At 58.9% G+C, this 12,389-nt stretch carries 12 protein-coding genes; 4 read left to right on the top strand and 8 right to left on the bottom strand.

Annotated elements, in window-relative coordinates:
- Positions 1 to 54 precede the first annotated feature (54 nt).
- A complete protein-coding gene (trhA, locus tag AC15MQ_RS20995) occupies positions 55 to 672 on the bottom strand; it encodes a PAQR family membrane homeostasis protein TrhA (RefSeq protein WP_287654584.1) in 618 nt (205 codons plus the stop codon).
- 243 nt (positions 673 to 915) lie between these two features.
- On the opposite strand from trhA, the gene AC15MQ_RS20990 reads away from it, so the two are divergent.
- The 4 genes from AC15MQ_RS20990 (at position 916) to AC15MQ_RS20975 (ending at position 4,351) form a co-directional block, all read left to right on the top strand.
- Complete coding sequence (locus AC15MQ_RS20990; RefSeq protein ID WP_287654537.1) at positions 916 to 2,550, top strand: methyl-accepting chemotaxis protein; 1,635 nt, start codon at positions 916 to 918, stop codon at positions 2,548 to 2,550.
- Positions 2,547 to 3,515 carry a hypothetical protein gene (locus AC15MQ_RS20985; protein WP_287654538.1) on the top strand — a complete coding sequence of 323 codons (969 nt, stop codon included), beginning with the start codon at positions 2,547 to 2,549 and terminating at the stop codon, positions 3,513 to 3,515. Before AC15MQ_RS20990 ends, AC15MQ_RS20985 begins: the two co-directional genes overlap by 4 nt.
- Before the next feature lie 173 nt (positions 3,516 to 3,688).
- Positions 3,689 to 3,877: a CsbD family protein gene (locus AC15MQ_RS20980; RefSeq protein ID WP_287654539.1), complete on the top strand. Its 189-nt coding sequence runs from the start codon at positions 3,689 to 3,691 to the stop codon at positions 3,875 to 3,877.
- A 78-nt stretch (positions 3,878 to 3,955) separates the two neighbouring features.
- On the top strand, positions 3,956 to 4,351 hold the full coding sequence (locus AC15MQ_RS20975; protein WP_483081223.1) for a PRC-barrel domain-containing protein: 396 nt from the start codon (positions 3,956 to 3,958) through the stop codon (positions 4,349 to 4,351).
- Positions 4,352 to 4,481: 130 nt separating this feature from the next.
- Here the strand turns inward: AC15MQ_RS20975 and AC15MQ_RS20970 are convergent, their stop codons facing one another.
- From AC15MQ_RS20970 to AC15MQ_RS20940, 7 genes are all read right to left on the bottom strand, one after another.
- Complete coding sequence (locus tag AC15MQ_RS20970) at positions 4,482 to 5,906, bottom strand: lipopolysaccharide biosynthesis protein (RefSeq protein WP_483081222.1); 1,425 nt, start codon at positions 5,904 to 5,906, stop codon at positions 4,482 to 4,484.
- A 7-nt stretch (positions 5,907 to 5,913) separates the two neighbouring features.
- Positions 5,914 to 7,089, bottom strand: a complete 1,176-nt coding sequence (locus tag AC15MQ_RS20965; protein WP_287654543.1) for a glycosyltransferase family 4 protein — start codon at positions 7,087 to 7,089, stop codon at positions 5,914 to 5,916.
- Between the two features lie 83 nt (positions 7,090 to 7,172).
- Positions 7,173 to 8,081 (bottom strand): FkbM family methyltransferase, encoded by a 909-nt coding sequence (locus AC15MQ_RS20960; RefSeq protein ID WP_287654544.1) that lies wholly within the window; start codon positions 8,079 to 8,081, stop codon positions 7,173 to 7,175.
- A gap of 172 nt (positions 8,082 to 8,253) precedes the next feature.
- Entirely contained in the window at positions 8,254 to 9,204 is a 951-nt protein-coding gene (locus AC15MQ_RS20955; RefSeq protein ID WP_287654545.1) for a polysaccharide deacetylase family protein, read from the bottom strand.
- 18 nt (positions 9,205 to 9,222) lie between these two features.
- A complete protein-coding gene (locus tag AC15MQ_RS20950) occupies positions 9,223 to 10,140 on the bottom strand; it encodes a hypothetical protein (protein ID WP_287654546.1) in 918 nt (305 codons plus the stop codon).
- Positions 10,141 to 10,176: 36 nt separating this feature from the next.
- Positions 10,177 to 10,860 (bottom strand): tetratricopeptide repeat protein, encoded by a 684-nt coding sequence (locus tag AC15MQ_RS20945; RefSeq protein WP_287654547.1) that lies wholly within the window; start codon positions 10,858 to 10,860, stop codon positions 10,177 to 10,179.
- A 194-nt stretch (positions 10,861 to 11,054) separates the two neighbouring features.
- Positions 11,055 to 12,335 (bottom strand): putative O-glycosylation ligase, exosortase A system-associated, encoded by a 1,281-nt coding sequence (locus AC15MQ_RS20940; protein ID WP_287654548.1) that lies wholly within the window; start codon positions 12,333 to 12,335, stop codon positions 11,055 to 11,057.
- Positions 12,336 to 12,389: the final 54 nt, after the last annotated feature.

Below are 12,389 nucleotides of genomic sequence, written 5' to 3'. Positions count from 1 at the left end.
CGGTTCGCGTGCCCGGCGGCGGTCGTCATGTCCGGCGCTTGCGCCGGATGAGCATCAAAGCACGTAGAACAGGATCGCGAAATAGTGCGCGGCGCTACCCCCCAGGACGAACAGGTGCCAGACACCGTGCGCGTGTCGCAGCCGCGTGTCGAGAACATAGAAGATGATCCCCGTGGTGTACAGCACGCCGCCCACCGCAAGCCAGGTGAATCCCGCCGTCCCCAGGGCCTGCAGCAAGGGAACCAACGCCACCACCACCGCCCAGCCCATGACCACGTAGATCACCACCGACAGGATCCGCGCCTCGCTGCGCAGCCACAGTTCCTGCAGACCGCCGACTACGGCGAGCCCCCACACCACCGCGAGCAGCGACCAGCCCCAGGGACCGCGCAGGGTGACCAGACAAAACGGCGTATAACTGCCGGCGATCAGCAGGTAGATACTCTGGTGGTCCAGCTTGCGCAGGATGTCCTTGGCACGCCCGCGAAAGCTGTGGTAGAGCGTGGAAAAGCAGTACAGGAGGACCAGCGTGGCCCCGTAGATCGAGACGCTCACCACCTTCCAGGGGTCGCCGTCGCGCGCCGCGAGCACCACCAGCAGGGCCGAGCCGGCCACTGCCAGGACGGCGCCGACGAGATGCGTCCAGGCGTTGAGTTTTTCCCCGTAGTACATCTTGACCCATCGTGACGCGGTGAACAGGCCGGCCCGACCCAGGCTGGCGAGCAATTGTGGGAGACATCCTGAGCATTGTCGGGGAATCCGTGCTGGGCGGTCAATCACCGACTCGCCGGATGTTCGCCCGCGGCGGACATAAATCACGAACTCCGGTACATTCCAGTGCCGATGACTTGTTGAATCGGAAACACTCAGGCATCATCCGAAGACATTCAACAATCAGTCAGCGCGGCGCCTACCATGCGAAACAACCAGCCCGTAACCGCGGTCGAGACGGTCATTCCCGAAGGCGAGTTCATCTACTCGCGGACCAACCTCCAGGGCACCATCGAGGAGGCCAACGACGCTTTCGCAAACATCAGCGCCTACACCCGCGCCGAGATGATCGGGCAACCACACAATATGGTCCGCCACCCGGACATGCCGGAAGCGGCCTTCGCCGATCTGTGGGCCGACCTCAAGGCCGGTCGCCCCTGGCGCGGCCTGGTCAAGAACCGCCGCAAGGACGGTGGTTATTACTGGGTCGTCGCCAACGCCTCGCCGGTACGCGAAAACGGCCAGATCGTCGGCTACCAGTCGGTGCGGGCGCGCCCCACCCGGCCGGAAATCGCGGCCGCCGATGCGGCCTATCGACGCATCAAGGCGGGCGACCAATCCTTGCGCGTCGAGCATGGTCGGGTGGTCCGCGTGCTGCCGCGCGTCGTAGACTGGTTCGCCAGCCTGCACACCCAAATGCTCCTCATGGGCTTGCTGGCCGTTGTCCCCGGCATGGTGGGTCTGCTCTCCAGCCTGCTCGAAGGACGGCTGCTGAATCATGTTCACGACGTCCTCGCGGTGATCGCCGCGCTGTATGCCCTGTACTTCCTGTTCTGGGTGACTCCACGCGTATCACGCGATCTCCAGGCCACTGCCGACCACCTCGAAACCGTCCTGTCCACCGGTGATCTCAAGACACGCCTGGACATCAACCGGCGCGACATCATCGGACGCCTCGCCCGCCTGGCCGACAATTTCATCGCCTCGGTACAGGCCACCGTACAGGGCATGGCGGATACCGCCAAGCAGGTGGACGACGCCAACAACCAGGTGCGTGCCGGCGTGCACAACGTCAATCAGTCGGCGGTCGTGCAAAGCGACGCCACCTCGGCGTCGGCAGCGGCTGTCGAACAGGTCACGGTATCGATCGGCGAAGTGGCGGCGCATGCCGCCAGTACCGAGGCCGCGGCTCACAAGGCGGGCGACGTGGCACAGGCCGGCGAAGAGCTTTCGCTGCGGGCGAGCAATACCATCCTCTCGCTGGCCGGAACGGTGAAGGCCTCGGCACAGCAGGTCGAATCGCTGGGGCAGCGCTCCGAGGAGATCAGCCGCATCGTGGCGGTGATCAAGGAGGTCGCGGACCAGACCAACCTGCTGGCCCTCAACGCCGCCATCGAGGCAGCACGCGCGGGCGAGGCCGGACGGGGGTTTTCCGTGGTCGCCGATGAGGTACGCAAACTCGCGGAACGTACCGGCAAGGCAACGCAGGAAATCAGCACCATGATCAGCAGCATCCAGGCCGAGACCAAGCAGGCGGTCGAGGGCATGCGCAATGGCGCGCACGAGGTCGAGGAGAGCGTTCGTCTGGTGCAGGAAGCCCGCGAAGCGCTGCGCGGCATCAACGAGCAGATGCGCACGACGGTGAGCATGGTGAGTGAAATCACGCACTCCTCCAACGAGCAGCAATCGGCAATGACCGAACTGGCCCAGAACGTCGAGCGCGTCGCCTCGATGACCGAACAGAACGTGTCGGTGACCCGCGAAACCGAGGCGATGGTCGACGTACTGACGGCGACCGTTTCCCGCATGCGCAAGGCAGTGGGGCAGTACCGCGTTTGACTACCGATCCGGCATCGTCGCCGGATCCCGCGAAGCTGTTTTCCGCGGCGGCAAGACAACGCGATCTCGCCGAGTTGCAATGCACGGTTGGTGCGGCGTTCGGCCTCACCTTCACCGAGATGGACCTGAATGACCCGCGCAGCGTCGCCGCGTTGACCGAGCGCTTCGCCCGCGCACGGGTCAACGGCAGCCCGTCGAACGGCAGGCGTTTCGCACGCGGCGTGGCCAGGAACAGGATGCTCGTTGGCCAGGACATGGCACCGGCAGCGGCTCTGGCGGCCACCGGCATCAACCCGGATAGCGGCGAGAAGGAGCGCTTTGCGCTCATCGCCTTCAACGCCCTGAACAACCATGTACTGCAGGGTGCCTTCGGCGACCTGCGCCGGCTCTTCGGCGCTGCCGAACTCAGACAGACCGAGCGCATGACCCTGCTCCACGAAGCCGGGCATGTGGTCGTCCAGCACGCCGAGCAAGCTGGCGCCGAGGCCTGGGGCGACGCGGTCGCCGCGCTCGACGAAGTTGCCGGCCAGGCCGGCGACGCCATTCGCCAATGGGCAGCAAGTGACCTGGGCACCGTCGCCTACCCCGAAATACGCCGTCTGCTGCTGGCTGCCGCCGACCAGCTCGATGCCCTGCAGGCGCACGTACGCGCCGGCGAGGACGGCCTCTGCTACGACGCCGACGTGTTGCGCAAGTGCTTCCGGGCGATCAGGCGCAGCGCCGGTTATCGCAACTTCCAGGAGAACATGGGCGACGCCTTCATGGCCCTCAAGCTCAGACAGGAGGGTGTCGACGTCAGCGGGGTGGTGGGCGACGCCCGCGCCAAGGGGGATCCCGAGCACAACACACAGCCCAGCCTGGCGGCGATCGGCGCGCTCACAGGATCGTCCCTGGTAGGCATGAGCGTGCGGCATCTCATGGTATGCGCCGCGCAACTCGTGCAGCGCGCGCTGCGGATCGGCTAGCGACACAGCCATCCGGCACCGGCAACGGTGCATGCAGCCGGCGAACGCGCCCTGTCTATGTGTGCTGTCGCACTGACGGCGCAGCGCTTTGCGGACATTGTGGCTGCTGCGCGGGCCGGAATCCCGGTACGACGCTGCAATCAATACCCGGAATCCACCCACTGGAGAAAATCATGAACAAGGATCAGGTCAAGGGCAGAGTCAAGAAGGCCAAGGGCAAAGTCAAGAAAGTCACCGGCAAGCTGGTCGGCAGCAAGGGCATGGAAGAACAGGGGAAAGCGGATGAAACCGCCGGCGCCGTACAGGCAGCATTCGGCGACGTCAAGAACAAGCAGAAGAAAGGCCATCAGCCGCAACTCTGAGCCCCCGGTCGGCGGCAGTCGAACCCGGATCAGCCGGCTGGGCTCCCAGGTAACATTTCTTATTGAATGGAAACGAAAATGAGTGACATGAAAAGCGGTGGACCCGAAGCGGGTGGACCCGGACCGGGGCTGATGGGGGCCACTACCCTCGTCGGTGACGACGTGTGCAACCCGCATGGCGAAGACGTCGGCGAAATCAAGGAAATCATGCTGGACATGCGCAGCGGCGAAGTTGCCTACGTGGTATTGTCCTTTGGCGGTTTCCTCGGCATGGGCGAAAAGCTCTTCGCGGTGCCATGGCGCGCCTTGCAGCTGGACACTGAAAACAAGCGCTTCGTGCTGAACGTCGACCAGGATCGCCTCAAGAACGCCCCGGGATTCCACAAGAACAACTGGCCGGACATGGCAGACCAGTCATGGGCAAGAGAAATCCATGCCTACTACGGGACAGCGGGGGATGACCCGCGCTACTGACCTCCGGTAGCCTGGCAGAGAGTGATGTCGCGGCGCGCGGCGCCTGCCAGGAACCAACGCATCGGCAGGCAGGCTTGCCGCGCTGAACCCGCGCATCGGGAACCATTGCTGTACCAGCTCATTCGCCGAATCATCGCCGAATGAGCTTGCAGACTTCGATCCATACCTGGTGTTTGGTGAGCCAGGCTGCGAGCAGGAAACCCAGAGCGCCGCCCACGGCCGCGATGCTGGTGCTCAGAATGATCTGTGGCGATCGCCAGCCCATCTCGGTTACGACCGCCAGGGGAACGGCAGCCGTGGCGACGGCCAGCACGAGGCTCTTGAACCAGCAACGCCACAGGGCGGCGGCCGAAAACTCCAGACGGCGCTTGGCCAGTCGCAGCCACAGGACGGCGGAGAGTGCGGCGGCAACTCCCAGCAACTGGCTGAGGATGACCAGATCCGCCGCGGCTCCGAGAAGCGTCGCAACGAGCACCAGCACGGTGCCGACAAAGGCAATCTTCAGGGTTTCGTTTGCCGCCCCGACTGCCACCAACGGCGTGTAGCAGACCGACGACGGAATGCCGATGGCGCAGGACAGCGCCAGCCAGCGTGCCGGGTCGACGGCTTCGCCCCATTGATTGCCGTAGAGGATGGCGATTGCCGGGTGGGCGAGGATGGCGATGCCGATAAAGAATGGCCACGCCAGGCCGGTGACCAGTTCCATGGCAATGATGAAGGTGCTTCCCAGGTCATGCGCTTCCCGCGACTGCCTGGCAAAATAGGGCAAGGCCACCGCATTCACCGCGTCCATGACCAGGTGCTGGAACATCGAGACCAGTCCCTGCGCGCGGCTGAAATAACCGGCCTCGACCATGCTTTGCATTTTGCCGAGAAAGAGTTCCGGAGCGCCGCTGGCCAGGGTATTCATCAGCGAAGTCAAGGTTAGTTGCCCGCCAAAGGAGACCACTTCGGAAACTCCGCGCAGACTGGTCTTCCAGGGCATGTTGGGACGCGCCAGTATCCAGACCGCCAGGATTCCCGAGACCGTGGTCAAGGTGTTGGCCCATGCCAGACTGACCGGCCCGTAGCCGATCCAGGCGAATCCGATCGCCGTGCCGGCGTGCACCACCGACCCGGTAAAACGCAGGGCGGCAATCGTCCCGAAGCGCATTTCCCGGGTCAGCCATGCATAGGGAAAAGCCAGGAATGGCGTGATCGCGAAATTCAGCGCCAGCACCGCCATGATCTCCAGCATTCTGGGCTCATTGTAGAAACTGGCCGTGGGCACGGCGGCGGCGAGGACAAGCAAGGCCAGGGCAAGGCCCAGGCCCAGTTGCACGCTCCAGGTCGCGCGAATGCGCTCTTCGGTCAACTCCTTCTGCTGGACCAGATACTGCCCGGCTCCCATGTCACGGAAAGTGGCAATGAAACCCAGCAGGACCATGGTGACCGAGTAGACGCCCAGTTCGGCGGGGGTCAACAGGCGGGCGACCACCATCGCCGAAACCGTGTGCAGGATGAGGCCCGAATAACGGTCCAGGAACGATAAGGCGAGGGCTTTTCTGGTCGACACAAGAAGATTATCCGGTTATGTGCCTGGAAACGATCAGTTTGAGGTATTTTTCTCTCGCACTCGTCCAGGTAAAGTTCGTTATTACTACCTCTCGCAGGCGTTCGCCTGTTTCATTTGCCACCAACGGGTTTTCGAGAACCGACCGAATTGAGTTTGCCAGATGCGTTGGGGAATCAGGAGGCACAAGCCATCCAGTGCTTCCTTCCTTCAGAATTTCAGGTATTCCTCCAACCGCAGATGCGACAACAGGCAAACCAAAAGCCGCTGCCTCTAATATTACGATCGGGAATGCCTCTCTTCTAGACGGAAGAACAAATAACGTGGCTACTTTGAAGAAATCTGGAATACTATCGTGTGGCAAGTTTTGGTGGAATGTCACGCGCCCTAGGACACCTTCATTAGAGCACAAAGTCTGTAGACAAGGAAGAGCCTGTCCGGAGGCTCCGATAAACATAAGCTCAACATCAGGGTAGTCTTTAGAGATTATCGCGAATGCCCTAATAAGAACATCCTGGCCTTTGACATCATCAAATTTCCCGATGTTCAAAATCACACGCCGATCAAGTGGCACCCTCTTGCCAGCCTTCTTAATGAAGCTTTCTGAATCAATGCCGTTATGTATTATTGTGGGTGAAATTTCTGCACCAAAAACTTCACGTATTTTTTGCCCAAGATCCCGCGAGCATGCGACAACCCCATCGGTTCTTTCCAGAAAACCCCGCCATTCTGCTTTTGTTTGATTATTGCTTTCCTTGTGACTATTAACGTCTGTGCCGTGGAATGAGATAAGCAATTTGGGGCGCAAAGGGAAACATCTGACGCTCCGTTCTAGAGAGAAAACCGAAGCATTAGGATAGTGTGAATTGATCACACTTACACTATTATCAATGCAAAACCTTCGAAATTTAGAGCGGAATCGGCTTTCCCATAACCAGTAGCTTAGTTTTTCCTTTAGGCTCATGTCTGGCTGCCATGGGCGCACACGCCAACGAACAGTTCTCAAGCCATGGCTTTCCCCCCAAATCGGTGAAGTGGCAGCCCAGTCGCAAATCATAACCAAAGGGTCAAATGAGCCCCCTTTTTTAATTTCCCTAGCGAGGTTTATAACAACCTGATTCACTCCACCAGCATGTTCGAGTGACCATGGCAATACAAACAAGTAATTAGGAATCGCAGTGTTCATTCGTACCAATCCGATAGCCTTATTAATAAGTCACCGTTTATCTCCCTCAACCATGAACTGGAGACCGACGGCAGAATTCGAGCTTATTGACCGAAATCTCGAAAACAGAATATCGTCTCACCTGATATAAGATAATCAAAAGAATGCTGGCTAATGCATGAAAAAAACGGCGTGCTTGTTCCCTGCCAGGGCATTTGCCAATCATCCAATTCGAGCATAATAAGATGTGTATTGCACACCCATTCCGTATTGCTCATAAACAAGTTCCTCTGGGCTCCCTCGATATCTATTTTAACAATCAACGGCGCACTAACCTCGGCAAGCGCACAAATCTCATTAATCGTATAAGTACGAAACCTGTCTTCGTTCGTATATTCAGCAGTCGGCGCAACTCGAAACGCGGCAGACCCAGATTCCGGGTTAACTATTCTAAGATTGTCTCTTTCGTTCCAGACTCCACCTCTCAAAGGAAATACGCGGTCAGCCACAGTGGCTGTATTCCGTTTCAACATTTCAAAATTTTCTTCGTTTGGCTCGACAGAATATATTCTAGCCTTTGGAAACAATTCGGCAAAGTACAATGCCGACAACCCAATATTCCCCCCACAATCGATGATAATTGGAACACTGCCATTATCCAAGGCATCTTGGTAGGCAGAGATCAATCGATTGCTTTGCGGAAACACAGAAACACCATATTGACGCTGTACAATACACTGCCAAAAAGTTGCATGATCGCTTACTGTTTCTCTCAATAAAATCGGCATTTTGTAGCCAGGCACCTTATATTTATTAATTTTTATCGACCTCTGTGGAACAGAACGCTCCACAGAAAAAAGCAACCGCAGACCGTGCAATATACCGAACTCTCTTATGTACTTCGGCGACTTAGATATCCATCTGAAAAGCAAATTATTTGACATAAGCAACCCTGAAAATTTAAACAGATATTGGCCCATACGCTTATAAGCGCTCAGCAAAAATTTTTCCATGATTCTGGATACGATTTCCCCAGGCTGGTTGGTCACGAAGGCCAGGAAAACTTATCCGCAAGCGCTTACAAACTCATTTCACCTGGCACTCAACAAGAAGTCTTCCGGCAACATCAGTGGTTGTCCGCTGATGATGGGCGTAGAGATTACGGGTGAACCTTCTGCAAAGGCCTTACCCACCGCTATTCCAAAGCTGCATCAGGCAACGGACAGCAAAGCGTTGCGGGGTTCTGTCCCAGGGAGTGAACCGAGGTAATTGAAAAGGATCCGCCTTCACGTTGGCGAACCTCGGCTCTGTTGAAACCGCGCCAACAAATCCGAGTTTTTCGACCATCTTCCGATGCCGTACCGAATAGTCTCGCCCGGGCACGCCGTTGGGGTAGGCGAAGACGGTGACTGTTTCGCCGAGGATCGATTCCACTTCCAGTTTCCCTGCCGCGATCTCGGCAAGCGCCTGCTCGTCGGTGAGTCCTTCGAGGATCGGATGCGTGTGCGTGTGGGCACCGATCTCGGCCCCGGCTGCACGCAACTGCCTGAGTTGGCTGCGGGACATCATCAGTTCGCCACGCGCTGGCACTGTGGCTTGTCGACTGATCTCGCGCGCGACCTCGGCGCGGTGAACATGTTCGAAATACTTCAGTTTCCCGAGCACCGCCTCGTAGCCGCGAATTCGCGACGCCGTATCGTGCAATTGATGGCTTCCCAGATCAAATTGGTGCAGATTCAGTTCCCCCTCCGGAACTTTCCGGAAAGCCTCGATCACCTCGTCATTCCACATGCGGCCGCCGTCAAGAAAGGCAGTGGCAATAAAAAAGGTGGCAGGGATACCGTAATGAGCAAGTATCGGCCAGGCCACCTCGAAATTGTCTGCATAGCCGTCGTCAAAGGTGATCGCTGCTGCAGCCGTCGGCAGTGTTCCCGCCTGCAATCGCCGCGCCGCCGCGCTGAGGGGTAGCACATTGAAGTTACGTGAGATCAATCGAACCATCCAGTCGAAATGCTCAACAGAAGGTTCGAAGGGAAGCAGCGGGTCCGCCGCCGGCAGGACACGGTGGAAGATGAAGATGCTGAGCCTGGCCGACGCACCTGCAGGAGAAAATGTACGAAACAACAAAGAAGCCACGTGAACTCCAGCCAATATCTAGTCAGCCCCGAGGGCCACACAGGTCTCCCGAGCTGCACGCGCATAGCGGTCGGTGACAAACCGGACATAGCCGATGAAATGAAGAAAAACGGTTCCCGGCTTTTCACGTCCTGGATGACAGTATTTGGGATGCGGCAATACACTTGCGCGAGGAGAATTCGAAACCATGAAATTGGAACTGAACTGCTCTGTTCCCCAAGCTGTCCATCGATCTCCGAGAATGCCGCTCATGGTCTGGCTGAACTCTCCCAACTGGCTGCGACTGAAGCACCCCCGCGCAAATCCCGAGAAACCGGCACATCCCCGCACATAACGTGCGTGCTCCGACCGGGGTAGACGATCGAGATTGGCTTCCGCCAGAACCTGGATATGTTCGCCCGACCCGGCCCGGACCTTGGCCCACTGCGCCGCTTCGCTGCAGGAGATCAGATGCTGCCCGTCTTCCGTAGCCAGAACGAAGGAACTGGCCTCGGCGACAGCATTCGCCACCTCGGGCATGGGCAAAAGCGACACCGTATCCGCGTCGATCTGGATTACATAGTCGGTCTTGACATACTCGGAGATAGCGATCAATCGCTCCCAGCACCCCCCCTGCGGCATCCCGGGCCCGCGATAGTCCTCGGCGCGCACGATTTCGATGCCGAGTACGTGGCTGGCGATACGCGACCGGTCCGCATCGGTAATGCTGGGATCGGCGACCATCACGATCCGCCGCGGATGCAGGAAGCGACAGAAGGATTTGATCGCCAGCAGATAGGACTCGACATCGCGATGGTGGACCATCGAGAGTGCGGTAAACGCGTCCTTCCCGAGGACGACCGGAGGAGTCTTGAGGATGACCGCAAGCTCTCGTTCGTAGCGGCGACGATTGATCACTTCACGGGTTCGTTGTACCAACAGGTTAAGGATGTTCATCGAGTGATCTCTGGCAAAGGAATACCTTTCGGTGGGTTAGTCTCGCCACGCACCTGCCCGTTCGAGACGACGACGCAGCCCCGGCAGGGAGTAACCCGCTGCATAGGCCCGCTTGGCTGCGGTAAGCGATTTCTCGTAATCCTTGATCTCCAGATAAGCAAACGCCACGTAAAGCCACACGTTTGCCTTCGACGAATCAAGCGCATCGGCTTTTTCGAGTTGTTGCCGGGCTTCGGCAACCTTGCCACGCCGCGCATAGTAGTAGCCGTAGAGTGCCCTAACGTCGGCATCGTTCGGAACAAGCCGGACCGCCCTCTGAAAGTAGCAATGGACACGCAGGCTCGCTCCGCGCGGCTTTTCGGACTTGTAGCGAATACCGAGGTCCTCCATTGCTGCCAGTGCCCGCAACTGGTTCGGGAACGCCCACAGTGTGTAGCTGAATCCCCCCGCCGGTGGTCCCGGGTTGCCGGGCCGGGCACTCCAGTCCTTCCCCTGCAGGTACGCTTCATATTCGTAACTGAAGTGCGCCCTATCGACCAGATCACGATCCACTGGCGCCAGCACCCGGTAGTCAAACGGACCGTATTTGTTGGGAATGTAAAGGGGTCCGCAATCCGGCTCGTACAATTCAACCGCTGGAAAGCGGGTGGCCCAGTCCGGATACTCGACATTGTTCCGTTGGCCGCAGGCCTCGCCTGCCGCGCCGAGACCGACAAGCACAGCGCAACAAACCCTCAATACCTGCTGGGTTGATCGCCAAGTTGCTGCCAGAAGGCGGTGGTTGACGATTGTCTGCCAAAGACCACGCCGCCCCACAATACTTTCAGTCATTCTTTCACCTTCCAGAAGCTCGATATTGTTACCGTCCAGAGCACTTCGCTAGCGCCAGGGAGCTTGCGAAGGCGCGCGCTACACTACACCGCAGGTGCCTGGGTGGCAAATGCCTTCTGATCCCGCACCGGTCCTGATTCTGCCTGGATCAGCCAGCGCTTGGTCAGGACCGTCATCACCAGCAGGTTGTATGGTAGATCGAAATAGGCCAGGCTCAGAAACGCGCCGCCGACGAAATATCCCACCAGGCTGACCTGACACATGGAGGCAAGCTGTTTCGCCCAGAGCAGACTCGGTTCCGCGCTCTTGTTGTTGGTGATCGATCTGGCCATGCGCCATACCGACCACCAGATCGCCAGGAAGAGAAACAGTCCGATGAAGCCATGTTCGCCCAGCACCTGGAAATAGATGCTGTGTGCCGCATGGATGTCACGCGGGTCGGGCGCAAAGCGCGAGAAGATCACCGGCGAATACATGTCGAAACCGGCCCCGGTGACGTGTGCCCTGGCGACGTTGACGGCAGTCCACCAGGCGTTGATGCGCCCCATCGCCGAAGCATCCTCTTCGTACGAGCTTATCGTATGCATCCGATCCGACCAGTTTTCGGGCATGAAGATGACCAGCAGTACGCCCGCGAGCGACAGAAACACGCCAAACCCCACCTTTTTCGGGCTCTTCAGCCAGAGGTAGACGGCCATCGCGGCAATGGCCAGCAGTGCCCCCCGCGAGTGGCTACCCAGGGCGGCCGCCGCCGTCAACAGCATGGCGGCCGTAAACCCGTGCCGGACCCAGCGATGGGTCGCCTGCAACTGCAGATAGCGCATCAGCGGGATGACCACGATCAAGGCCAGTGCGACCTCGTTGTTGCCCCCGATGAATCCACCGGGGCCCCAGACGCGGTAGTTGCCACCGGTCATGATCGTGAAGATGCCGCCCTTGACGCCGTAAAAGCCCAGGGAAAAGACCACGACCCAGACAAAGAACTCGATGTGGCGGCGGGTCTTCAGCAGCGTCAGCGCCACCAGGATCATGAGATCAACCTTCATGACCTTGGAGAACATCTCGGTGCTGCCCTCGACATTGTACGAAAACGGATAGGTGAAGCAGATCCACACCATGAACAGGAGCAACCAGACCGCTGGCGATTGCGCGAAAGGGTTTTGCCTCTCTCTGGTCGTCAGCACGCCGATCAGCGTGGCGATGGCGACGATCGCCGCCACCGGAAAGTCGCGCGCGAAGCCGTAAGCCAGGGCATGCGGGTTCATCAGGCTGACCCACGTCCAGAGCATGATCCCGAACCAGGGATAGCGCAGGGCATACAGGCTACCGACCAGCACGATGCCCACGACCAGCAGGTCACGCATGCTTGCTCACCCATTCCGGGGCGCATCCCGGCCAGTCGGCATCCGGCAGGACAG

It is taken from the genome of Candidatus Accumulibacter propinquus (assembly GCF_056856495.1).
Note: the sequence above shows the minus strand (reverse complement) of the source record. Positions and strands in the feature narration are given on the sequence as shown.

What these genes read in the sequence shown, in the direction of transcription:
- trhA (WP_287654584.1), bottom strand. Translation starts at nt 672, where the DNA reads ATGTACTACGGGGAAAAACTCAACGCCTGGACGCATCTCGTCGGCGCC.
- AC15MQ_RS20990 (WP_287654537.1), top strand. Translation starts at nt 916, where the DNA reads ATGCGAAACAACCAGCCCGTAACCGCGGTCGAGACGGTCATTCCCGAA.
- AC15MQ_RS20980 (WP_287654539.1), top strand. Translation starts at nt 3,689, where the DNA reads ATGAACAAGGATCAGGTCAAGGGCAGAGTCAAGAAGGCCAAGGGCAAA.
- AC15MQ_RS20975 (WP_483081223.1), top strand. Translation starts at nt 3,956, where the DNA reads ATGAGTGACATGAAAAGCGGTGGACCCGAAGCGGGTGGACCCGGACCG.
- AC15MQ_RS20965 (WP_287654543.1), bottom strand. Translation starts at nt 7,089, where the DNA reads ATGAACACTGCGATTCCTAATTACTTGTTTGTATTGCCATGGTCACTC.
- AC15MQ_RS20960 (WP_287654544.1), bottom strand. Translation starts at nt 8,081, where the DNA reads ATGGAAAAATTTTTGCTGAGCGCTTATAAGCGTATGGGCCAATATCTG.
- AC15MQ_RS20950 (WP_287654546.1), bottom strand. Translation starts at nt 10,140, where the DNA reads ATGAACATCCTTAACCTGTTGGTACAACGAACCCGTGAAGTGATCAAT.
- AC15MQ_RS20940 (WP_287654548.1), bottom strand. Translation starts at nt 12,335, where the DNA reads ATGCGTGACCTGCTGGTCGTGGGCATCGTGCTGGTCGGTAGCCTGTAT.